Here is a 23,750-nt window from a genome sequence, read left to right on the forward strand (position 1 = left end):
CTCAGGCGCGCGGCGCGAGAACGCGGCATCGTTTTCGTGCCGGCGGCTCCTGCGGACATCATGATCGCCGCACCCGCCGGAGCCGTTCCTACGGTCCTGGTCAAGGGAGAGATCCTCGGCGAGAGAGACGGATGCATCGTCCGGGGAGTGGCGGGAGCCGGACGCCCGCTCGTCGGGGCAGCGCTCTCCGCCCTGGAGGCCGCGGGGAACTTCTGTCTGGACCCGGCGAGCCGATTCCGCGGCCCGCCCTCGAAACTGCCGACGCACACGAAGCCGTCGCTCACCCGAGTCGGCATCGCCTCGGCCGTCGTGGCCAGCGGAAACCGCCCCCTCGGTGCGGCCGAACTGGACCTGGTGCTCAGCCGTGCGAACGTCCGGTTCCCGGTCATGGTCAAACCCGCCCGGGGAAGCAAAGGCGACGGGGTTCACCGCTGCGACACGATGGCTGAGCTTCTGGCTTCGGTGTCCACGGTCCGGCACAACGACATGATCATCCAGAACTTCGTCCAGATCGGCGCCGAGTACCGCGCGGTGACCCTGAACGGGAGGCTGCTGGGCGTCGCGGAGAAGCTGGCCGACCCGGACACGATCGTCAGGAACGCCGCCACGGGGGCGCTGTTCGAAGCGGCGTCCGCGCGGGACGTCCAGAAGATCCGTCAGTACCTCGCAGGCATCCCCGGGCGCCGAGGCCTCGTCGGCTGGGACATCGCGCTGACCGGAAGAGAACCGACCGGAGAAGACCGGTATCTGGTAATCGAGCGGAACTCGACGCCGCAGTGGCACGCCTTCCAGGCCGCCACCGGCATCGACGTCGCGGCGCAGGTCATGGACGAGTTCGTGGCACACGTCAAGCGTTCCTGAGCTTGCCCTACTTTTCAAGCGGGTCCGATCTGGTCCTACGAATGAGATCCGACCCGCTTGAAAGGGCGTTTTATTCCGACGACGGTGTTTGGTAAGCCGATCGGTCAGCGGATCCGGGGCAGGGCCTTGTCCGGGTGGGCGGCGTGTACGTACTTCACGGCGATGCTGGGGTGGATGCCGAAGAGGCGGACCAGGCGGACCGGATCGGCGGTCTCGCGGGCTTCGTCCAGGACACGATCGGCCCACACCTGCCGTGGTAGCAGGCCGACCTGATCGAACGCGGCTCGCGTCCCGCCGTAGCTGATCGGTGGAGAGCCGGGGTGTCGATAGGTCTGAGAGGTGATGAGCAGGTGCGGGTTGGTCGCCTGGGGCCAGCGGCGGCGGCGCTCACGCAGCCAGTCGGCCACCAAATCGGCGCTCAGCTCGTCGAGGTAGACGCGGTGTACGCCCTTGCCGCGGCGCACGGCCAGGACCCGGCGTACGAGGTCAGCGTCGGCCAGGTCGAGGCGGGCGACCTCCGCGGCACGCACGGCATGGATGGCGACCAAGCCGACGATGAGGCGCGCGGCGGGACCATCAAGCCGTTCCAGGGCTCCGGCCAGCCGATCGGTGGGCAGCGGCCGCGGCAGGTGCACTCCAGCGGGCAGCTGTAGCCCGGCCGTGGGGTCCATGAAGATCGTCCTCTCCTGCTTCAAGGCTCGGAAGATGCCGCGCAGCACGCTGAGCAGCCCGCGGGCGATGCTGCCGGCATGCCGGGCGAGTTCGCTGGTGATGTGCTCGGCGGTGACCTGTCGCAGTTCGAGTCCGGACGACGTCCACGAAGTCAGGGCTGGCCACGCGATGCGCAGGTCGTGACGGATGCGCCGGAAGGAAACCGGAGCGTGTCGGAAGCGTCCGCGGCCGCGCCGCACCCGCACCCGCACCCAGGCACTTAGCTGGCCGGCCACCGGATCAGGAAGCTGAGCGATCCGCGTGTTCAGGGCTTTCTCGTCGTGCCGGTCGCGCCGTTCCTGGCTCAGGTTCGGTACGGGCGGGCGTGTTCGGTGCTGGATCTCGGTGAGCAGCTGGGCCAGCGTCTCGGAGAGTTCGTCCGCCTCCAGCAGGGCGTGCGTCTGGAGAAAGGAGATGACGCGGCGTGTGGCCGCGGTTCCGGCCGCGACGGTACTGGCCAGGAACCGGACGTCTCGCTCGGGGATAGGCGAGTGCGGCCCCAGCTGGGTCAGCAACGTGTGCAGCACCACGGCTGCGCCGCTGGGCACGTTCCGCTTGTCGGCGAGCTGCGCCCGAGGGTAGGCGGCGGTAAAGATGTCCAGCAGCTCCTGCGCCCGCGCCGGCAGCGGGGGAGCGCGAGGACGGGCCCGAAGTACTCTCGCCGCCAGGTGCGCGCCATCGGGAACAGTGACAGTTGCTCCGCGGTGTTCCCCGACGCCGTCGGCTCCTCCCGGAAGGGCTCGGTGTGGGGCCGGGCGCGTGCACGTGAGGTCGGACCGGACCGGTTGTGGACGACGAAGCCCAGCTCCCCGGCCCGCCGCTTCAGCTGATGCGCGAGCACTCCGGCGAAGGCGAGTTGCGTGAAGGCCGCCGGTGCCGACCCGGTGCCGCCGTCACGTATGTAGGCCAGGCATGAGCGACACATCCCCTGCTCCGCGTGCAGGGGCAGATCGTCCCGGCGGCACCTGTGGCACCGGCCCACCCCGTAGCGTGCACGGTCGTGTCGCCAGCGGCAGCTCTACGGCCGCGCCGGGTTCGACCTACTCCGCAAGATGATCCTTCTCCAGTAACACTTCGCGATGTTCCCCAAGAGCTGCGCGAGAACCGGGTGGCAGGAACCCCTGCTGCGGCTGGCGTATAGCCAGTGCATGCAGGTGCCCAGCCGGGACAGAATGGCCTCATGTTGATCCGAAAGGGCGATGCCGCGTAGGCGTCCCAAAGCCGTCCGCGCAGAGCGGTGGCGGCCACGATGGCAGTATCCGGTCCTGAGGGTCCCCGGTGTCTCCGCACGGACTCGTGCAGCGATCCGCCGGGTCGAAGACCAGGAGATGTGGCCCAACGCGGTCGCCAAGGCACTCTCGTGTTTCGAGTGGGCTTTTAAGGAGCCCGGATGCTACCTGGACGGCTCCGCGTTTGATTCGCCCGGGGTGGGAGATGCCCGTGATGACCTGGAGTGGGCGATGCTGTGCCTTCCGCCCGGAGCCAAACGGGACTTGGGCCGATTGATCACGCGTATCGATGAGGAATTCGAGCGCCGCACCTTGCCGGAGCCCAACTACAACGAGTGGGCGACGACGCGCTGGTGGTGGACCAGAATGCGTGATCGGTGACGGTCCCCCAGGTCGCCGCCCCTCCTTGCAATCGAACGAAGCTTTCACCCTCCGCGATCGCTCCCCAAGATTTGGGCCAGAACCCCAAACTCGTAAACAAGTGCTGTCGGTCTCGTGAACAAAGCCAGTCGGGCGACTCCAGCAGTTGCATGTAGCCGACCGCGTCCCGGGCCTCCGCCGCGGTCAGCAGGGGCAGGCGGGTCTCGTCCGCGTCCGGGTAGGCGCCGGTCACCGGCTCATCAGTCGCCACAGCGAGATCAACCCATGGCGGCGTCCGCAGGACACGACCCCGGGCGGTCTTCCGCCGTGGATGACCGGCCTGGCGCCGTGTCCTGAGCTGCAACGGCTCGCAGGACAGCGCTGACCACCCCATATATGCCTCTGGCTTGGTCTATGCACGGATCTGGCGCACCCGCAGCACCCGCAGCACCCGCAGCACCCGGTGGCAGTGTGGGCCGTGCGGAACATCCCTGGATGCGACACCGCACGGCCCCGTCCTGCGTCGCCCGCGAGGGCGGGGCCACGCCAGCCTCCCGGCTCCCCACGGGAGGCCACACGCGCGTCTTCCGCCGTCACCGGCGTTCCGCTCGTTGAACTCCCGCTCTACGCAGGCCCGCCACGGGTAGAATGCAAGTTCTGTGCGGAAATCCCCGTGCGGGAGCCCCGGGATTCCGGATCATGTCCCGATGGACATCTCTCTCCTCACCACAGGCATCACGGTCACCGGCACCGTGGCGGTCCTGTATCTCGGTTCCCTGGAGACGGCGCGGCGCACTCGTCACGCCGAAGCCCGGAAGGACTCCGTCGCAGAGCGCGCGGCGCTCGAAGCCCAGGCTGATGAGCTGGTGGCCGCCGTACTGGCGTTGCAGATAGCCGGGGACACTCACGATCACGTCTGGGGAGGGTGGGCAGCGCGCGGCCGGGTCGCCCTCCGCGCTCTCACACACGGGGCCGTGGCCTACGGGCAGTCGGGCCGTACGGGTCGGCCGGCGGCTTTCGCAGCGGCCGGTGAGGCAGCCCGGACCATCTACGGCTGGGACCACGAGAGCGGGCTCTCTGCGGCTGCGCTCGCCGCGCCCCTCGCGCGGCTGGGGACAGCGGTTGCACCGCTGCTCCGCAACGAAGCTCTCAGCCCTGCCGCCACCGACCTGTACGAGGCCGTCGTCCAGCACTCCGGAGACCACGATCGAACGGGGGCGGCGATGCGCGCGTTTCATGCCGCTCTGCGCTCTGCCCTGGAGCCTCCCGCGCCCACGCCCCGCAGACGGCACTTCCTGCACCGCCGTCCGGCCCCGGAGGCACTTCCCGGAGGCTGACCGGGGTAGCGGCTGCTTGCGGTAGCCACGGCCGGAAGGGTTGAGGCGGCCCGACGGTACTGCCCCCCGGGGGTGTACCCCTGGGCGCCGGGCCTCACCCGCGTAGGCCATATCGGCACGGGCTGCGGCCGACCCTACAAGATCGGCGCGGCGCCGGGATCTGCCGGACCGCCGCCGAGAATCCGCCGGGCGGGCCGGGGCTCCAGCGGTGCGGCGGCGGCCTGTCGAGTCAGCGAACGGACGGCCCGGGAGGCAGCGCGGTCGGCCCCGGCCAGAGCTGGAACCCGAAGGCCGCTTCGAGGCGGGCGAGCGTCCCGAGGTCGGGCATGACCTTGCCGTTGAGCACCCGGCTGACCGTGGAGTGGGTCACCCCTGTCGACTCCGCGAGAGTCCGCAGGGTATGCCCGGTGGATGCCATGGCCCGCTCCAGGTTGCGCGCGAAGGCCTGCCAGTAGTGGGCACTGACCGGCGCGTCCGGCGCGAGAGCGGCATGAGGCCACGAGCCGTCGACCATGTAGTGGCACGGCACCTGGTCGTTGCTGCTCCTGGGCATGCCGAGATCATCCCACGCACCCATGGGCCCATACCCTTCCGCGCCCCGACCTTCCGGACGTCACTTCGACGCTGTTGCAAGTATGGAACAAGCATAGGGGTTGGGGAGTCATAGGGGACTGCTTTTGCGGCTCCGGCGTCATAGGGTCGAAGCCGACGCCGGCTGCCGTTGCGGGCCGCAGCCACCGATCATCGGACACCGGAATGGCAGCCGCCCCTGAGCGGCAGGCACGCAAAGCACGTGCCCCTGACGACAGGCCTCTCACCAGACGGCTCAGGCGGCGCCGAGCAAGGCACGGGGAGGGCCGTGGTCATGCCCGTCGTCGAAGCCACGACCGCGCGCCGTCGGGTCTCGCTACGGTCCATTTTACGTGATCAGGTCATCGGCCGGCGCGCTGGTGAGAGCGGGGCTCCGCACAGACCTCGCAGCTGAGCCTCTTCGCATGCACGGCCGTGCCGGTCATGGCGCGCCGGAGGGGAGAAGCCATGGGTCCTGTGACGGGGGCGGGCTCCAACTGGGTGACGGGGACGGCGCGAACGGGCCCGCGTGGTTCTCCATGAGGAGGATCATTACGATGGCGAGGACGCTGCTGGCGATGATCAGGGCGCGACCGATCGGATTGTTGGCGTTGTAGACGTACCGATTAGTGCCCCACTTGCTCTTCTTGAAGACGGGCTCGTCGTCGTTCATCGCATCGGACTCCTTGACGTGAGGGGGCGTGCGTGCCTGCCGTGCACACGGCCGAACTGCCGGCGGAGGTACCAGCGGACGAACGGGACCATGGCACACCAGGCGACGATCGCGGCGACGGGCCCCCGCCCGGACAGGTCGCCGAGGACCAAGGCCGGCAGTGCGCACAGGGCGGAACCGAAAGCCCACTTCGCGCGGACCACGAGAACGGCGGGGGCGCCGTCCCAGGCCCAGATGCGGGCACGGACGAGCGCGGAACCTCCGGTATGGAGGAGGAAGGCTCCGGCCGGGATAGGGCGAGGGCGCCGGCGGTGACGAACACCGCCTCGCCTTCCGGCGTATCCGCTGTGTTCTGGACGGTTCCTCCCCGTGCCACGGAGACCGCGTAGTCGCGCCACAGGGTGACGGTGACCTCTTCACCTGGAGTGAGGTGGTCGAGGAGCGGGCCCGCACTGCCCGTATCGATCTCATCAGGTAGTCCGGGGGCCTTCAGCAGACGAAGGGTGAACTCCTCGTACTTCGGTTCGTCCCGGATGACGATGCAGGCCACGCGCGCCGGGCGAGCGTGGAGACAGTCATCCGTCGGCTCCGGGCTGCTGCCGCTCGGGCAGGGCGCGGCCTGGAGATAGAGGCGCTCGTCGGCTGCCGTCTCCGGTACGACCGCCAGGCCGGACGCCGCGACCAGAAGGACGGCGAGGCCCAGGAGCGCGGCGAGCGCTCCCCGGACCCTGTGCCGGATCGTCCGTCGCCGCAGGGTCATGACGTGGTGGACCGGCGCTCGGCGAACCAGGCGCAGGAGAAGCTGATCGCGGCACTCCAGAAGAACGGGGCGCCGAACTCTTTGCTCTCGGCGACGGTGAAGGCGGTGCCGATCGTGGCCTGGACAAGTCCGACGAGAGCGAGGGTGGTGGCGGCTCGGCGCTTGGTGTTCACGGCTGTCCCCAGGGGTTGGTCGGTGCGGCCGGCGGGCCGGTCAGAGGTAGTGCTGGAGCAGGGTGGCCGCGTCGACGGTGCCGAGGAGTTCGGGCCGCTCGTCGCGGTAGTCGACGACCACGACGAGATGGCTGCCGGTCCGTTCCATGAGCGAGGCCATGTGGAGGGGTGAGGCAGCGGGGCTCACGACGGCCGGAGCGGGCAGGTGCTTGGGCAGTACGTCGGTGAGCCGGAGATGCGCCGCACGGGCCCGCACGGCGTCGTCGAGAGATGCCTTCGCCGATGCGGCGAGGAGCGGGTCCTCCCGTACGGGGTCGGGCAGGGTAGCGGTCAGGACGTCAGCCGCGGGAACGACCGCCAGCGGATGACCGTCCTCGCTCACGACGACGAGAGCCGGGGACCGTTCACGGACCAGCAGTTCCGCGGCCTCCCTCAAGGTGACGTGCGGGTGCACGGGGGTGGAGGGCCAGGCAAGTTCACGTGCGTGCATGAGGAAGGGCCTCGGTGGTCGTCGGCTCGGTGCAGGGACGGGGCTGGGGCGTGGTGCCGGCCTCGACGAGGTCGTCGACGTGGAAGAGGCGGGCAATGGGGACGTCGGTGCTGCTGTGAGCGATGATCGAGAAGGCGATGCAGACCGCGATCACGGTGTACGCCTCCTGCCCCTGTGGGATGCCGGCCTGGAGAACCAGCAGGCCGTAGACGACCGAGGCGAACCCCTTCGGCCGGAACCATGCCGCCACCAGCTTCTCCCGGCGGTCGATCCGGGTGCCCCACAGCGAGAGCAACAGCGAGCCCGGCCGGATCAGCACGATCGCGAGGACCACGGCCGCGTATCCGCCCAGGGACAGGTCGCCGAAGAGCTGCGGCGTGAGGAGCGCTCCGAACACGAGCAGGGCGGCGAACTTGGCGAGTTCGGCCAGCGACTCCCCCAGCGGCTCAAAGGCGTTCTTCGACTCCGGGGATACGGCAGCGAGGACGGCACCCGCGGAGAAGGCCGCGAGGTAGGGGTTGGCGTGGGTCAGGTGGCAGGCGGCGTAGAGGATGATGCCGGTGGCCAGGGGAAGGAGTGGCTGGAGCTTGGGCTCGGCGCCGAGCAGCCGGAAGCGTACGAGCCCGTTGACGATCAGGGGCAGCAGCACGCCGAAGGCGAGGCCGAGGCCGAGCTCCAGGGCAATGCTTCCGTACGACGCCTCGGCGCCGGCCGCGGTCGGACCGGCGGCGGCGATGAGGATCAGGACGACGGGCAGTGCGAGGCCGTCGTTGATGCCGCTCTCGACGTTGAGGAGCTCACGGAGGCGGGCGGGGACCTCCTTGCGGCCCACGATCGCGGAGGCGAACACCGGGTCCGTCGGTGCCAGGACCGCGCCGACGAGGAACGAGGTCGTCCAGTCCAGGCCGACGAGGTAGTGGGTGATCAGCGCCATGCCGACGCAGGCGAGCGGCATACCCAGGCCCAATGCCCTTGCCGGATTACGCCAGTTGGCGCGCAGCTTGGCGAAGGACACGTGCATACCGTCGGTGAACAGGACGGCGAACAGGGCGAGGTCGGCGGTGACCGCCACGATCTCGCTCTCGGGCGAGATGTGGATCAGCCCGAGGAAGCCGTCACTGACCAGTGCCCCGCCCACGAGGAAGAGCAGCGAGGTGGACAGGACGGTACGGGCGGCGAGCCCGGACAGCAGGACCGCGACGAGCAGCGCGGCTCCGAAGACGGCGACGAGCACCATGGCGGATATCCCCCGATCGGCAGACAAGACATGTGTCCCTTGTTCGCCGACCAGGCTTCCCGGCACTCCGCCACGGACCTTACGCCTTCCATACGCGGCATTGACAGGTTCTTGACGCGCAGCCAACCCTTCTATTGGTTGCCGGGCCCGGCAACCAAGGCGGCGCCGATGGCCTTGGTTGACGGACAGGCGGGCGCTCCGGCGCGTATCGTCCGCAGTAGGTGCGCCGGGAAGTCTGGTCGGCAACTGCCGACGCCTGCCCTGGAGCTCCCTCATGCCGCCGATGTCACCGACCGGGCGTCTCCGCCGTGGCTCGCGCGCTGTGCTGCGCCGGTTCCGTCCCCGCCGGGAACTCCTTGTGCTCCGCCTCAAGGGCGACCTCGCCTCCGACACGGTGCAGGGCACCGGCCGTGTCCTGCGCGCGGCTCTGCGCGAAGAGCCGAAGGTGCTTGAAGTGGACGTGTCCCGCGTGACGCATCTCAGTCCTGACGGCGCCCTCACTCTGTTCCTCGCCGCCCGGGGAGCCCGCGGCCAGGGAACCGGGTTCAGGGTCACCCACGCCTCAGGGTAGGTGCGGACGATGATGCGCCAGACGGGTCTGGAGCGCTACCTGTCGGGCGAGGAACCCGTCGGGTAGTCGAAGAACCCCTGGGGCCGCACGTACGACACCGGACGGGGCTGACCGTGATCAGCCGCTCGGCACCGTGCGAGCCACCCTCCATGCGTCCCACGCGGTGTAAGCGCCTGTCGCTGATCCCGTTGGCATGATCCCGATGGATCGGGGCAGGTGAGGCCTTATGCCGTCTGCGTCCTCCCTTCTCCTTACGCAGATTCGGCACGCCTTGGTCCAGGCGGGATTCCACCTGGACGGTGACGATGCGGAGGACGGCTGGTCAGGGCTTGCCGTGACGGAGGCGCCGACTGGGGTGGTGGTGAAATGGACGACCTCGGACGAGTTCTCTGCGCTGGTGAGGGAACAGCCCACGGCCCCAGGCAGCATGCCGGCGATCGTCCAGGCTGCGGTGACGGGCTTGCTGGTCCAGATGGGACACACGGTCACGGAACCGCCCGATGGCGCCGGCCTGCTCGTCCTGGCCGATCGGTAAGCGCCTTCTCCTGGCCCCCGGCACGCGTGAGCTCGGTAACCTGATAGCCGGCAGGCCCAGGAAGAAGGTGGCGGCCACCACCTTCAGATCGATCAAGCTGCCGGGCTTCGCAGCCCCTGGATGGCACTCATGATGAGCAGTGCCATGGCGCGTACGCTGCATCTGCTGCTTCCGTCACGTGAGCCCCACCCGTTTCCGTTCGGGGAACGGTCACGGTGACCGTTCCCCGAACGCTTACCCAGAAGTCTCATTCCGGACGAGCGGCCGTTGATGTGCAGCTCAGGGTTCAGGAACAGTCTCACTAAGTGTCAGGGAGCCCTGGGTGCGCATCGCGCCGCAGATCGACTCCAGATTCCGGCCGGTCAGACGCGGGCGAGGGCGGCAGCTCCGAAGGAGACGTCGAACCGGTCGCACCAGATGCTGACGCTGGGGTACGTCGACCAGTCGACGTCCGCGGGCAGGGGATAGTTCTGGTCGCCTTTGTTTCCCTTGAGCTTGGCGAGGCTGACGTACCGGCCGTCGTCGAATACTCCCCACCCGGCCTTGCCCTCCTTGACCGGCGCGTCGCTCAACCAGACGCGCAGGTCGGGGCCGTTGCTCGTGTCGAGTCCTTCCAGCCGCAGCGTGTGGGTGCCGTCGGCGAGACGGACCACCTTCACCGTGCCGGTGGTCGCGTGCTCATGGCTGATGAACGTGCCCTGCGCGACCGTGACCGGTCCGGCGGGCGGCGCGGTCACCGAAGCGGAAGGGCCCGGGTCCGTCGTCGGTGTGCCGGTGGGTGGTGTCGTGGACGGCGCGACCGCAGAGGGCAGCGCCTCATGGACCGTCTCGTCCACCCACAGGGCCCACGGCTTGAACCACGCCAGCCCTGCCGCCACGGCCACTCCCACGGCGGCCACCAGGCCCACCCACGGCTTCCTGCTCCGGCCCCGTTCCAATGGCACTCTCCCGTTTCTGCTCGCCGTCATCATCTGACCGTCATCAAACGCTGCATGGCGCCTACGCGAAAGAACCCGGCGGGTGACGAAAGTCTTACGTCCCCTCCTTGTGGCAGATGCGGGCCACGAGGAGAGCCGCAAGACCTGCCCAGGGCAAGTGCGCCGGGCCGGAGAGATGCCAGCACAGGGAGCCCAGCGCCGCGGCCGTGAAGAGGAGCACGAAGAGTGCTCGCCCGCTCCGGAGGAACGCCCACTCCTGCCGGGCACTTCCCGGCTGCTTCATCTCGTGCACGGCGGTGTGGATGACCAGAAAGGGCGAGCACGATGCCCGCACCGAACAGCGCCGACGCCACACCCCGGCCGTTCACCCGGCGCTGCCGGGTCGCGCGCCGGTCTGGTAGATGTCGGGGATGCCGTCGGCGTCGTCGTCGCGCTCTTCGTCTTCCCACAACTGCTTGTAGATGCGGTTGCGCCGGCGCAGCAGTACGGCGGCGAGGGCGGCGGCGGTGAGGGAGCCCACGAGGACTGCGGCCTTGACGTGTTCGGCTTCGGGGCCTGCCGGGAAGGCGAGTTCGCCGATGAGGAGGGCGACGGTGAAGCCGATCCCGGCCAGGGTGGCGAGGCCGAAGACGTCGGCCCAGGCGAGGTCGGGGTTTAGCTGGGCGCGGGTGAACCGTGCGGCGAGGTAGGTGCCGAGGAAGATGCCGAGGACCTTGCCGACGACGAGACCGATGACCACGCCGAGGGGTTCGGGGTCGGTGAAGACGTGGACGAGGGCGCCGCCCGAGACACCGACCCCTGCGGCGAACAGCGCGAAGAGGGGGACCGCGACGCCCGCGGAGAAGGGGTGCACGAGGTGGGAGACCCTGGCTGCCGGGGACGCCGTCTCCCCCTTGTCGCGGGTGGTGCGCAGGATGAGGCCCATGGCGACGCCGGCGACGGTGGCGTGGACGCCGGAGTTGTACATCAGCGCCCAGACCGCGATGCCCAGGGGCACGTACCACCACCAGCCGCGCACCCGGAGGCGCTGGAGCACGTAGAAGACGACGAGTCCGACGACGGCTGCGCCCAGGGCCCAGAAGTCGAGGTCGGAGGTGAAGAAGACCGCGATGATCAGGATGGCGCCGAGGTCGTCGACGACGGCCAGGGTGAGCAGGAACGCACGCAGCGCGGAAGGCAGGTGGGTGCTGAGGACGGCGAGGACCGCCAGCGCGAAGGCGATGTCCGTGGCCATCGGCACGGCCCAGCCCTCAAGGCTCCCGCCGCCGACGGTGACGGTGAGCACGTAGAGGGCGGCGGGGACGGCCATGCCGCACACCGCCGCGACGACGGGCAGGGCGGCGGTGGCGGGGGTGCGCAGTTCGCCGACGACGAATTCGCGCTTCAGCTCGATGCCGGCGACCAGGAAGAAGACCGCGAGCAGGCCGTCGGCCGTCCAGTGAGCGACGGAGAGGTCCAGGCCGAGGGCGGGGATGCCGAAGTGGAAGTCGCGCACGGACTCGTACGCGGCACTCCACGGGCTGTTCGCCCAGATCAGGGCGACGACGGCGGCGGCGAGCAGGACGAGTCCGCCAACGGTCTCGGTGCGCAGGGCCTCGGCGACGGCCTGTCGTTCCGGCCAGGGCAGCAGGCCGAGGATCACCTTGCGCGGGCGTGACTGCGTCATGAAGGGAAGGTCTCCGGGGTGGCTTGACGGCGGGCACAGGGCCCCTCGACGCCGACCAGACTTCCCGGCACACCAGCGCGTCACATTGACGCGTTCTTCACACCCTATCGAGTGCTCGTGGGGTTCGCCAGGGCGTCTCTCAGCTGCCGAGACGGGGTGAAGGGCCCCGCTTCTCACCAAGGCGCGAGGTGAGAGGCAGGGCCTTCGGGAGCCGGGCCGCCGGGGCGGTCAGACGGTGGTCTTCACCGGCTCCTGGTCGGTTTCCCCGTCGGAGTTCGTGTCGAGGCCGGCGTCGCGCTTCTTCACGTAGGCGAGGAAGGAGTTCAGCTCGCGCTTGACGACGGGGGCGAGGAGGTAGAGGCCGATGATGTTGATGACCGCGAGCATGAAGAGCACCGCGTCGGCCATGTCGATCAGCGTCTGCAGGGTGAGCAGGGAGCCCGCGACCGCGAAGACGGTGTAGAGGACCTTGAAGGTCAGCTCGCTGGCCCTGCTGCGGCCGAAGAGGTGGGTCCAGGCCTTCATGCAGTAGTAGCCCCAGGTCAGGACCGTGGAGATCGCGAACAGCATCACCGCGACGGTGAGGATGTACGGGAACCAGGGCATGACCGTGCCGAAGGCGTCGGAGGTGATGGTGACGCCGCCGATGGACTCGCCGCCGTTACGGAGCTCGACATAGCTGGCGGGGTTGGCGATGACGATGGTCAGGGCGGTCATGGTGCAGATGACGACCGTGTCGATGAACGGCTCCAGGAGGGCGACCAGGCCCTCGCTCGCGGGGTGCTTGGTCTTCACCGCGGAGTGGGCGATCGGGGCGGAGCCGAGGCCGGCCTCGTTGGAGAACGCGGCCCGCTTGAAGCCGATGATCAGCGCACCCAGGACACCGCCGGCGACGCCTTCGGGGTTGAAGGCGCCCTCGATGATCGTGGAGACCGCGGAAGGCACGGCGGAGGCGTTGACGGCGATGACGACGAGGCAGGCGGCGATGTAGATGCCGGCCATCGCGGGCACGAGCTTGCTGGTCACGGAGGCGATGGAACGGATGCCGACGAGGAGCACGATGCCGACGAGGGCGGCGATCAGGATGCCGAAGAACAGGGCGCCGGCGGAGGAGCCCAGGGCACCGTCCTCGCCGCCGGTGACGGAGACGAGCTGCGCGTAGGACTGGTTGACCTGGAACAGGTTGCCACCGAAGAGGCCGAAGAACAGGATCATGAAGGAGGCGAGGACCGCGAGGACCTTGCCGAGGGTCTTGCCGTTCTTGCCGAAACGCTCGGCCAGGCCCTTGGGCAGGTAGTGCATGGGGCCGCCGGAGACGGTGCCGTCGGCGTGCACCTCGCGGTACTTCACACCGAGGGTGACCTCGACGAACTTGGTGCCCATGCCGAGCAGGCCACACAGGATCATCCAGAACGTGGCACCCGGCCCGCCGATGGAGACGGCGACGGCCACACCGGCGATGTTGCCGAGTCCGACCGTGCCGGAGACGGCGGCGGTCAGCGCCTGGAAGTGGTTGACCTCGCCGGCCGACCCCTTCTCGTCGTACTTGCCGCGCACCACATCGATCGCGAGGCGGAACTTGCGCAACTGCACGAAGCCGAACCAGCCGGTGAAGACGAGACCGGCGACGACGAGCCAGGCCACGATCAGGGGCAGCTCCGTGCCCGCGACGGGCACGGAGTAGAAGACGATCTCGCCGAGCCGACTGGCTATCGGCTCGAAGAAGCCGCTGACCGCCTTGTCGACGGACTGGGTGAGGGAATCGAGAGACACGGTGGGGACCTCGGAAGCGCAGGACCGGCGCGCGGGAGGCAGCGCCAGTGGGGGTGCGGTCTGTGAGCGAACGCCGTTGTCCGGTCGGCGACCCGGGTGATCGGCCTCCGTGGACTCGGAGCGTGATCACCTCGGTCGTGCTGCCGGTACGTGCCCGGCATCCCGCAGGACAGGCGAGGGGTGGTGCCACCTGCGGATTTGCGCATTCCTACCACGACAACCCACCCCCATCATGTGTCGCATGTCACCTTACTCACGGTGATCTACGAAAAGTGCAGGAGTCGTGACGCGACCGTTATCCGGACAGGTCTACCCGTTCACCGTGCACTTATTTTCCCTGGTCAGGAGCGCCTGACTGAACGCTCCTGTAGCCAGGAGAGAGGTGTCGGGCGACGGGGGGCTCGGCCGGCCGTCCTCTAGCTGCCCTCTGGCCCCTGCTGCTCCTGATGGCCGGCGGTGAAGGGATATGTGTCGGCGTCGACTTCGGCCGCGTCGGCGAGTGCCTCGGCAGCGGCCTCCGCCGCCTGCGCCGCGTCGTCGGCCGCCTGGGTGGCGGCCCTGTCCTCCGCGGACGTCTCCCGGACGGCCGGAGACGGGGGCAGCACCTCGTTGAAGGCGCGGGACACCCCTTGGAGCGCGGACGTGACCTCGCTGGGAATCACCCAGAAGGTGCTGCCCGCGCCCTGGGCGAGCTGGGGCAGCATCTGCATGTACTGGTAGGCGAGGAGCTTGGGGTCGGGGTCGTTGCGGTGGACGGCCTGGAACACCTCGTCGACGGCCCGGGACTGCCCCTCGGCCTTGAGGATTTCGGCGGTGCGGTTGCCCTCCGCCCGGAGCACGGCTGCCTGCTTGTCTCCCTCGGCGGTCAGGATCTGCGACTGGCGCTGCCCCTCCGCTCCCAGGATCGCCGCCCGCTTGTCGCGCTCGGCGCGCATCTGCTTCTCCATGGCGTCCTTGATGGACTGCGGAGGGTCGATGGCCTTGATCTCCACGCGGTTGACCCTCAGCCCCCACTTGCCGGTCGCCTCGTCGAGCACGCCGCGGAGCTGGTTGTTGATGGTGTCACGGGAGGTCAGGGTCTTCTCCAGGTCCATCGAACCCACGACGTTGCGCAGGGTGGTGACGGTGAGCTGTTCGACGCCCTGCAGGAAGTCGGCGATCTCGTAGGCGGCCGCCCGCGGGTCAGTGACCTGGAAGTACAGCACGGTGTCGATCTCGACGACCAGGTTGTCCTCGGTGATGACCGGCTGCGGCCGGAACGAGACCACCTGTTCCCTCAGGTCGATCACCGGATAGACGCGGTCGACGTAGGGGATGACGAGGTTGAGGCCCGGCCTCAAGGTGCGCCGGTAGCGGCCGAGGCGTTCGACGTTGCGGGCCCGTGCCTGCGGCACTATGCGTACCGCCCGCACCACGGTGAAGACCGCGAGCGCCGCGAGGATCAGACCGGCTATGAGCAGTCCCGGCACGTCCATGACTCACTCCCGGGGGTAGACGACGGCGGTGGCGCCATCGATTTCCATGACGTCGACGGTCGCCCCCGGAGGTATCACCAGCGTCTCGTCGTAGGCGCGGGCCGTCCACTCCTCGCCACCGATGCGGACCCTGCCGCCCAGGCCCGTCACCTCCGACACGACACGGGCGGGGCGGCCCACCAGCGCGTCCGTGCCGAAGCGCTCGGTCTGCGGCCTGAGCAGATGGCGCGCTGCGACGGGGCGCACGAACAACAGGCTGGTGGCGGCCAGAGCGGTGAAGACCACGAGCTGCAAGGGCGGCGAGAGCCCGAATGCGGCGGCTCCCGCCGTGACGGCCGCCGCGACGCCGAGGATCCCGAGCGCGGCGGTGAGGGTGAAGATCTCCGCCACCGCCAATACCCCTGCGGCGATCAACCAGACCAGCCATGGGTCCATGGCGCTCTCCCGGCAGGTGCGACTCCGCGGAGGACGGAAAAAGCGCACCCTTTGGGGCTTTTACCCCGTTTTGCGGAGAGGCACGCTCGGTCAGGCTCGTCGCCCTGCTCCAAGCGCGCTCGGGCAGGCCGACAAGCCTCAGTGCTCCCGCTTCTGTCGGTACGTCCTGAGGTCGCGGTTGACGAAGAGGTGGACGTAGCCACACGACCAGCAGATCAATCCGGTGGCCGACTCGTTCGCCCACGCCATGTTGAAGAATTCCATTCCCGTGCTGTTCAGCTTCACCTCCCGCTCGCGGAACGTGTCGTTGCCGCATATCAGGCAGAGGATCGGGCGCTCCCCGATCGCCGCGTGCAGGGGCCTGGCCATGTGGCTTCTCCTCTTCCTGCGTCAGTTCTGGCGGTGTTCGGGAGCGGATGCGTCAGCGCGGTGTATCGCGTGCCGCCCGACGGGGCGCGCGAGGAGGTGGCGCGGGTCCGTCGCGCGGGTGATCGCCGTCTCGACGGCGGTGATGCGGTCGGCGAGCAGGCCGAGAGCGGCGACCGCCCGGGCGAGGGGGGCGTCTCCGGAACCGCCCATCGCCTGGGTGCGTGTGTACGCGCCGGTCACCTCGGCCCACCGGGCGGCCTGTGCCGGGGTGAGGGTGCCGCGGAGGCCGGCGAGTTTGAGGAGGTTGGCCTCGGCCTCGGTGGTGAGGGTCTGGGCTTCGGCGGTGTAGTGGTCGTCGACGACGGCGGCGAGTTCTGCGTCGTTCATGGCGGGTGAGATACGGGCCGTGATCTTGTTCATGGTGCGGTACGAGCCCTGGAGCTGGAACGGCGGTTCGGTGCGGGCCGCGTCGGCGGTGGCGGCGGAGGCTATGTAGGCCTCGTTGACGGCGAGGACGGTCTCGCGGGCGGTGAGGAGGTGGCGGAGGACGGAGAGGATCTGGTCGAGTTCGGCCGGGGCGTAGGGGTGGGTGAGGCGGTCGCGGCGCGCGGTCGGGTCGCCGGCCGCCAGCCGGGTCAGGAGCTCCAGGTCGGAGCGCTCGCGGCCGGCGAGCGGGGCGAGGACGGGGTGGGAGGTGAGGGCGTTCTCGACGAAGCTGAGGGCGAAGGCTTCCTCCTTGCCGGTGAGGACGTCGCCGAGGTTCCACACGTCGGCCCGGTTGGCGAGCATGTCGGGGACGCGGAAGGCCTGTCCCGACTCGGTGTACGGGTTTCCCGCCATGCAGACGGCGAAGCGCTTGCCGCGCAGGTCGTGGCCGTTCAGGGTCCGGGTGGCGTCGCAGAGCGGGATGAACTTCTGCAGGAATTCCGGCGAGGTGTGCTGGATGTCGTCGACGTACAGCAGGACGTTGCTGCCCGCCGCCAGGGCGAAGGCGATCTTCTCCAGTTCCCGGCGGACAGCGGCATCGGGGGCTTCCGCGGGGTCGAGGGAGACCGTCCGCTGCCCGAGAGCAGGCCCGTCGACCTTGACCAAGAGCAGGCCGAGGCATTCGGCGACGTACTCGATCAGCGTGGTCTTGCCGTAGCCGGGCGGGGAGAGGAGCAGCAGCAGGCCCTGGGAGTCGCTCCTCTTGGCGTCTCCGGCCGCGCCGAGCTGTTTGGCTAGGTTGTCGCCGATCAGGGGAAGGTAGACCTCGTCGACGAGCCGGTTGCGGACGAAGGACGACATGACCTGGGGGCGGTACTCGTCCACGCGGAGCCGTCCGCGCTCGGCCTCGACGAGCTCCGTCCGCTGCCGCTGGTAGGCGCGGAAGGCGGGCACGTCCTCGGCGGCGAACGCGGCCGTCCTGGCCAGGAACTCGTCGAGGCGCAGCTCCAGAGCACGTCCCTCCACGCGGGGGTGGCTGCCCAGGAGTCCGGTGACAGTCTCCGTGGTGGGGGCGGCGATCTCGTAGCGGTCGAGGTCCGGGCAGAGCTCGACCGCGACGGCCTCGGCCAGCATGCCTTCGTCGAACCGTTCTCCGGACGCCGACGCGTAGGCGGTGAGCCATGCCTCGACGAGCTGGCGCCGCGCGCGCGGCTCGGTGAGGGAGGCGAGGGCGTCGTCGTAGGCGGCGGTGTCGACGGCGCGGCGGAACTTCTCGAGCAGGGTGCGTGCCGCGTCCGAGACGGCGAAGCCCGCCGGAGCGGTGGCGAGTTCCTCGATCAGGTACGCGGCGGCCGTCGGGTCGCCGATCTCCTCGGCCCACTCGTTCCGCAGCCCGTCGAGGGCCGATTCCGCGCCGAACAGGTCACGGGCCCGTGTCAGGGCCTGCGCCCGGCGGGTCCACTGCTCGCGGGCGTCAGCGGTGGTGGCGTGGGCCCAGAAGAGCTGGGCGGTCGCGCGCGCGGTGGCCGGGTACCTGAGAAGTCCGATCCGTTCGTGCAGACGGAGGACGGCTTTGAGGATCAGCTCCGTGTCGTGGTCGTGGACGCCGCGCTCGTACCCCTCGTCGTACGCGGTCTCGGCGGCTCTGCGCGCGAGGGCGGCCAGGTCCTCGCCCGCCAGGCTGCCGGGGCCGTGCTCGGCGAGGAGTCGTGCGGCAAGGTGTTCGGACCGGTAGACCTCTGGTGACTCGGAGGGCAGAGCCCGGTCCCAGAAGCGGCGGGTCTCGGCGAACGCCGGGCCGGTGACCAGAACGCGGTAGTCGGTGCCGGTGAGGGCGAGGGCGAGGGTGTCGTGGTGCGGCACGAGGGTGACTTCGGGGGTCTGCCGGTTGACGGCGAAGCGGTGCCGGCCGAGCCGGATCGTGGCACCGCCGTCGGAGAGCAGGTCGGTACGGTCCCGCAGCGCCCGTCCGGCTTCCTGCCGGGCGGCGCCGAGTCGGCCCTCCAGTTCCTCCGCCCGTGTCCCGTCGCCGAGTTCCCTCAGCTCGGCGCCGGTGTGCCGGATCTTGGCGACCATGGGGTCGGAGGCGAAGTACGTGTTCACCTCGTCCAGGTCGGTCAGGGTCGCGGCGCGCCGGGCGATCGCTTCCAGGACGCGGCCGGCCGATGCAGCGAGGCGCTCCGCGCGGCGGGCGCGGGCGTCCTGGAGGGACTGCCTGCGCGCGGTGAAGGCGTCGTACATCTCGGCCCGTTTGTCAGCGAGCTCGCCGAGGAAGCCGTCGTGCTCGGCGAACCGCGACTCCAGGTTCTCCAGCTGGAGGAGCAGCCGGCCGAGGTGGTCGTCGCAGCGGTCCGGGGTGTCCGCGGTGGCCAGGGCTCCCGTGATGGCCTGTCCGAGCAGGGCGAACTCGGCGGTGAACTCCGCCCGGCCCTCCTGGTCGAGGAGTTCGGCGCGACGGGCGGCGAGGAGGGCCCGGACGCGGTTCAGCACGCCCAGGACATCGGCGATCCGTTCCAGGATCGAGGTGCGGACGGTGGCGTCGCCGATGTCGAGGCCGGCGATGATCTCGCTGAGGGTCCGCAGGCCGGCGGTGTGCGCGTCGATCATGTCGGCGACCGGGCCCGTGCCCGCCACGGTGGTGACGGCGCCGGCCTCGGTCGCGAGCCGCTCCGCCTCGGTGTGGTGGGCGGTGAAGGCGTCCTCGCGTTGGAGGAAGGCGACTGCCCGCTGGGCCGCTGCGGCGATGTCGGCCTCGACGTCCCCGGCGAGGACGTCGATGCGTGCCGTGTCGGCGTACCGCATGTCCTTCATGGTCACCAGGTGGCCCTGTGCCCGGCGGAGTTCGGTGATCCGGGAGATCCACTCCTCCGCCGTGGCGGGTGCCTCGCCCCGGATGCGCCGTACCAGTCGGCCGACCTGCTGGGCGGACTCGTCGAGAGCCTCCGCGGCCTGCCGGGTGAGCGTGGTCACGGTCCGGAACTCGTCGAGGACTTGCGCGGTGGTGGCCCGCAGCTGGTTCAGCGGGGTGCGCAGGTCGCCGGTCTCCGGGTCTCCCAGCCAGTGGTGGACGTCGCTCGCACGTATGCAGGCGGTGACGAGTGCCTCGTAGACCTCGCCGGCGGGGGCCGGCTCGGTGGCCTGGCGGGCGATCGACAGGCAGTCGGCAATGCCCCGGACGAGATCCGCGTTGCCGATGCGGGCCAGCGGACCGTCCACCGCAGGGGTCACGTGCGTGTCGCAGACGTACGGGGTCCGCCACATCTGCACGGGGTGGGCCCGGCCGGGCTCGCCGGGCTCGTCGCGCAGCACGACCATCGTGCCGTCGTCGAGCAGCGCGTATCCGCGGCAGGAGACGGGACGGGTGATCTCCTTGCGGATCAGGTTGTACGGAAGGAGGAGACCGCGACGCTCCGGCCGGGTGTGGAAGGCGAAGAGGACGTCCTCGCCGTTGGGCGAACGGACCAGTCGGTCGAAGACCAGTCCCGAGGTGTCGGTGTCGAAGGTCCTCACCGCACCGGAGGCCAGGCAGTAGCCACCGGGGAACACGACCCCCTCGTCCCCGGGCAGTCGCAGACACGCCTGAGCGAGTCCGTCGAGCCGGACGACGCTCCCGGTCAGAGCGTTGAAGACGAGGTGGCGGACGGCGTCCTCCTTGTACGGGCGGACCCGCAGCAGGATCAGCGGGCCCACGGTGGCGTACGCGACCTCGGCGTCGGCCAGCGCCTGCAGCGGCTCGTCGACCGGCTCGGTGTAGACCCCCTCGGCCCTCTCGGTGTCGTTCTCCGTCTTGACCGTCAGCGCCCCGCCGACCGTGGAGACGAAGATGCGGTCGTCGAGCGAGATGTGCGGGTGCCGCCCTTGGACATGGTCGTCGCGGGTCGTCTCCATCCAGTCCACGTCGTGCGAGGGAGGGACGACGTGGTCGCGTTCTCCCTGGGCGTCGAGGAACCGCGTCTCGCCGGACGGCCCGATCGACCAGCGCAGGACGCGGATGTCGCCGGCCTTCTGCCCGGTCCGGAAGACGGCGAGGAGCCGGCCCTCCACGCGCCTGAGCCGGAGCAGGCGCGCGCCTCGGAAGTACCGGTGCAGTGCCGAGAACTCCCGTACGAAGCCGGGGTCGTCGAGGAGTCCGGGCACCGACTCCTCGGGCAGCGGATTCAGGTCGCGGTCGTGCAGCGTGAAGACGTCGGCGACCGACGGCTCGGCGCTCACCGCGGAGGCCGGGTGGCAGCCGAACAACAGGACGTCGTCCCCGACGGCGGCGACGTCCAGCAGTACCCCAGCGCCCCGGGTGCGGATGCTGTCGGTGCCGGTGTGAGACAGACCGCCGGCACCGAAGGCGGCGGTACGAGCGGTGTTGAGTGCCTCGGCACGCCTGGCCAGCTCGGCCGCCTGCGCCGAAAGACGGTCGCGCAGCACCGCGTACGTGTCCTGGTCGATTCCGGTGCTCATGTCGATCCGCTCCTTGTCCCGTGATGGATGCGGGTCCGGTGCCGACAACCCCCGTATGCCGGTACCGGACCCGCTGTGACCGCTCCCCCCGGGGCGGTCAGTTCGTGGCCGCGCCGTTCAGTGCGGCGGGGTCGGCCGAAGGCGCGGCGGCCGGTCCGGGTCGGTGCGCGTCGAGCAGACCGGACTTCATGACCTTCGCGAGCAGCGCCGAGACGCTCAGGTTCTGCACGTCACCCGTGGACAGCGAGCCGAGCACCTTGGTCAGGTCCTCGGTGAAGGAACCCTCACCGTTCAGCCACGGGCCCGCCAGCGTCTGCGCGGTCCGGGAGTGCTCCATGAAGCCGTCGACGGACTTGCCGAGCGCGATGGACTGCACGAGCCGGTCGAGGAAGACCGACTCCCCGCCGACGATGTTGATGTCCGCGTTCTCCAGACCGGTGGCGAGCACGGTGGCCTGCGCCTCGGCGACCTGCCGCTGCACGTCGAGGCCGGCGAGCCGGATCTCCTTCTCCGCCTCCAGACGCAGCCGGTACTCCTCGTGGGTACGGGACGCCTCGTCGAACGCGGCCACGGCGATCGCCTTCTGGTTGAGTCCCTCGGCCTCGGCCTTGAGCTTCTCGCCGATCGCCGTGGCCTCGGCGAGCGCCCTGGCCCGCAGCCCCTCCGCCTCGGCCCGCAGCCGCGCCTCGGTGGCCTCGGCCTCGGCGCGCCCGGTCTTCTGAATCGCGTCGGCCTCCTTCTCCCGTACCTGTGCGGCGGCGAGCCCCTCGGCGGCGGCCTCGGCCTGCACGCCCTCGGCGAGGCGGATCTTGGCGCGGGCGTCCATGTCGGCGGCCTTGTTGCGGGCCTCCGCCAGGGTCAGCTCCTCGGCGGCCCGGTGCACGGCGGCCTGCTCGGCCGCCTCCGCCGCCTTGATGTCCTTGACCAGCCGCTCCTGCGCCTCCGCCTCCGCCGCGATGACGACCGCCTGCCGGGTGCGCTCGGCCTCCTCGACCGTGCGGAGCCGCTTGATGGACTCCTCCTGCTCGGCGACCGTACGGTCCACCGCGACCCGCTCGCGGATCACCTCGGCGATGTCGCGGCGCTCGGCCTCGACCTCCTTCTCGGCGGAGATCCGAGTCAGTTGGGTCTCCCTGTCGCGGGCGATGACCTCCAGCAGGCGGTCCTTCTCGATCCGCTCGTTCTCGACGGCGATGACCCGCTCGCGGTTCTTCTGCGCGACGGCCACCTCGCGAGCCTGGTTCTCCCGCTGGATGCCGAGCTGCTCCTCCGTCTTCAGGAAGGCGCTCTGAGCCCGCAGCCGCTCCTCCTCCACGACCTTGGCGGTCTCGGCCTCCTCCCGGGCCCGTACGGTGTCGACCTCTCGCTTCTGCTTGATCTCCGCGTCGGCCTGGCGCCGCTCCAGCTCCAGGATGGCCTCGCGGGCATCGACGTTCTGCCGGGTGATCTCCTTCTGCTCGTGCTGTCGGAACTCGTTCGTCCGGACGTTCTCCACTGCGGTCAGTTCGGTGATCTTGCGGATGCCCTGGGCATCCAGGATGTTGCCGGGATCGAGATGGGACAGCGGGGTCTGCTCCAGGTAGTCGATCGCCGCGTCCTCCAGGCTGTAGCCGTTGAGGTCGATGCCGATGATCTCGATGATCCTGAAGCGCAGTTCCTCGCGCTTGGTGTAGAGGTCGGTGAAGTCGAGCTGCTTGCCAACGGTCTTCAGCGCCTCGGAGAACTTGGCGTTGAACAGCTCCTGCAGCGTCTCCTTGTCGCTGGCGCGCGCCGTGCCGATGGCCTGCGCGACCTTGATGACGTCCTCCACGGTCTTGTTGACGCGGACGAAGAACGAGATCCGGATGTCGGCGCGGATGTTGTCCCGGCAGATCAACCCGTCCCGGCCGGTCCGGGAGATCTCGATGGTCTTCACCGAGATGTCCATGACCTCGGCCTTGTGCAGGACGGGCAGCACGACCTGACCGGTGAAGGTGACATCGACCTTCCGCATCTTCGAGACGATCAGCGCCTTGCCCTGCTCCACCTTGCGGAACAGCCGGCTGACCACGAAGAGCAGTGTGAGAACGATGAGCAGGACAGCGGCGACGAGCACGCCGATGCCCACGGTGATGGCATCCATGAGAAACCCCGTGTCGGTGGAAGAAAGGGGAGCCGCGCGTTCGGGCGGCGTTGTGGAAGGGCGAGCACCGGACGGCACGCGCTCCCGGAGCGACAGCTACCCGCGTCGCCGTGTGCGCGCAGCGGCACGGTGCTGCCCGAAAGCGGCGGCTCGGTCCCGTTCGGGCGGCCCCGCCAGACCGGCGTCGTCCTGCCGGGACGGCCCGGGTTCGTCGGGGAACAACTTCGCGAGCGGCCCCACGAGGCGGCGTGTCGACCACCATGAGGTGACGGGAGCGAGCACCAGCAGGGCGAGCGAGAACAGAGCGGGAAGGGGGCGGGGCGCATCGGAAAGGCCGAGGAGTACGGACCCGCTGACGCTCAGGACCCAGCCGGCCACGACGAGCACGGAGGCCGCCACCGAGACGGGCACCCGGCCGAGACGCAGCCCGAGGGCGTCCACGTCGCCGTCGAAGCCCTTCCGTTCCACCGCCCCGAACAGGACGAGCAGCCAGAACACCGCCACGGCGACCAGAGCCGCACTGAACGACAACGAGGGGAAGCCGAAGGCGGCTTTCAGGAACTCCCCCATGGCTCTCTCCCCCCTGA

At 69.8% G+C, this 23,750-nt stretch carries 18 protein-coding genes; 2 read left to right on the plus strand and 16 right to left on the minus strand.

Features of this window, described 5'->3' with window-relative positions; translation table 11 throughout:
• Positions 1-60 precede the first annotated feature (60 nt).
• The gene (locus OG392_RS00215) at positions 61-861 is read left to right on the plus strand and encodes an ATP-grasp domain-containing protein (RefSeq protein ID WP_329274103.1); all 801 of its coding nucleotides are present in this window, start codon (positions 61-63) and stop codon (positions 859-861) included.
• A gap of 104 nt (positions 862-965) precedes the next feature.
• On the opposite strand, the gene OG392_RS00220 is transcribed toward OG392_RS00215, so the two are convergent.
• On the minus strand, positions 966-2,102 hold the full coding sequence (locus OG392_RS00220; RefSeq protein ID WP_329274106.1) for a hypothetical protein: 1,137 nt from the start codon (positions 2,100-2,102) through the stop codon (positions 966-968).
• Between the two features lie 1,766 nt (positions 2,103-3,868).
• Here OG392_RS00220 and OG392_RS00225 point away from each other — a divergent pair.
• On the plus strand, positions 3,869-4,498 hold the full coding sequence (locus tag OG392_RS00225) for a hypothetical protein (RefSeq protein ID WP_329274109.1): 630 nt from the start codon (positions 3,869-3,871) through the stop codon (positions 4,496-4,498).
• Between the two features lie 229 nt (positions 4,499-4,727).
• Here the strand turns inward: OG392_RS00225 and OG392_RS00230 are convergent, their stop codons facing one another.
• The 15 genes from OG392_RS00230 to OG392_RS00300 form a co-directional block, all read right to left on the minus strand.
• Complete coding sequence (locus OG392_RS00230; protein ID WP_329274113.1) at positions 4,728-5,051, minus strand: helix-turn-helix domain-containing protein; 324 nt, start codon at positions 5,049-5,051, stop codon at positions 4,728-4,730.
• Between the two features lie 459 nt (positions 5,052-5,510).
• A complete protein-coding gene (locus OG392_RS00235; RefSeq protein ID WP_329274116.1) occupies positions 5,511-5,741 on the minus strand; it encodes a hypothetical protein in 231 nt (76 codons plus the stop codon).
• Positions 5,742-6,497: 756 nt separating this feature from the next.
• Entirely contained in the window at positions 6,498-6,674 is a 177-nt protein-coding gene (locus OG392_RS00240; RefSeq protein WP_329274118.1) for a hypothetical protein, read from the minus strand.
• 40 nt (positions 6,675-6,714) lie between these two features.
• On the minus strand, positions 6,715-7,164 hold the full coding sequence (locus OG392_RS00245; RefSeq protein ID WP_329274121.1) for a CBS domain-containing protein: 450 nt from the start codon (positions 7,162-7,164) through the stop codon (positions 6,715-6,717).
• The gene (locus tag OG392_RS00250) at positions 7,151-8,401 is read right to left on the minus strand and encodes a cation:proton antiporter (protein WP_329274124.1); all 1,251 of its coding nucleotides are present in this window, start codon (positions 8,399-8,401) and stop codon (positions 7,151-7,153) included. Before OG392_RS00250 ends, OG392_RS00245 begins: the two co-directional genes overlap by 14 nt.
• Before the next feature lie 286 nt (positions 8,402-8,687).
• A complete protein-coding gene (locus OG392_RS00255) occupies positions 8,688-8,960 on the minus strand; it encodes a hypothetical protein (protein ID WP_329274127.1) in 273 nt (90 codons plus the stop codon).
• A 909-nt stretch (positions 8,961-9,869) separates the two neighbouring features.
• Entirely contained in the window at positions 9,870-10,445 is a 576-nt protein-coding gene (locus OG392_RS00260; protein WP_329286982.1) for a DM13 domain-containing protein, read from the minus strand.
• A gap of 364 nt (positions 10,446-10,809) precedes the next feature.
• Entirely contained in the window at positions 10,810-12,111 is a 1,302-nt protein-coding gene (gene nhaA, locus OG392_RS00265; RefSeq protein WP_329274129.1) for a Na+/H+ antiporter NhaA, read from the minus strand.
• A gap of 228 nt (positions 12,112-12,339) precedes the next feature.
• Complete coding sequence (locus OG392_RS00270; protein WP_329274131.1) at positions 12,340-13,884, minus strand: alanine/glycine:cation symporter family protein; 1,545 nt, start codon at positions 13,882-13,884, stop codon at positions 12,340-12,342.
• Positions 13,885-14,300: 416 nt separating this feature from the next.
• Positions 14,301-15,359 (minus strand): SPFH domain-containing protein, encoded by a 1,059-nt coding sequence (locus tag OG392_RS00275; protein ID WP_329274133.1) that lies wholly within the window; start codon positions 15,357-15,359, stop codon positions 14,301-14,303.
• A 3-nt stretch (positions 15,360-15,362) separates the two neighbouring features.
• Positions 15,363-15,794, minus strand: a complete 432-nt coding sequence (locus OG392_RS00280; protein ID WP_329274135.1) for an NfeD family protein — start codon at positions 15,792-15,794, stop codon at positions 15,363-15,365.
• Between the two features lie 138 nt (positions 15,795-15,932).
• On the minus strand, positions 15,933-16,163 hold the full coding sequence (locus OG392_RS00285; protein ID WP_329274138.1) for a hypothetical protein: 231 nt from the start codon (positions 16,161-16,163) through the stop codon (positions 15,933-15,935).
• A gap of 21 nt (positions 16,164-16,184) precedes the next feature.
• On the minus strand, positions 16,185-21,041 hold the full coding sequence (locus OG392_RS00290; RefSeq protein WP_329274140.1) for a DNA repair ATPase: 4,857 nt from the start codon (positions 21,039-21,041) through the stop codon (positions 16,185-16,187).
• Positions 21,042-21,138: 97 nt separating this feature from the next.
• The gene (locus OG392_RS00295) at positions 21,139-23,163 is read right to left on the minus strand and encodes a flotillin family protein (protein ID WP_329274142.1); all 2,025 of its coding nucleotides are present in this window, start codon (positions 23,161-23,163) and stop codon (positions 21,139-21,141) included.
• A gap of 96 nt (positions 23,164-23,259) precedes the next feature.
• A complete protein-coding gene (locus OG392_RS00300) occupies positions 23,260-23,733 on the minus strand; it encodes a hypothetical protein (RefSeq protein WP_329274144.1) in 474 nt (157 codons plus the stop codon).
• Positions 23,734-23,750: the final 17 nt, after the last annotated feature.

The sequence above is a fragment of the Streptomyces sp. NBC_00691 genome, assembly GCF_036226665.1.
Taxonomy (GTDB): Bacteria; Actinomycetota; Actinomycetes; order Streptomycetales; family Streptomycetaceae; genus Streptomyces.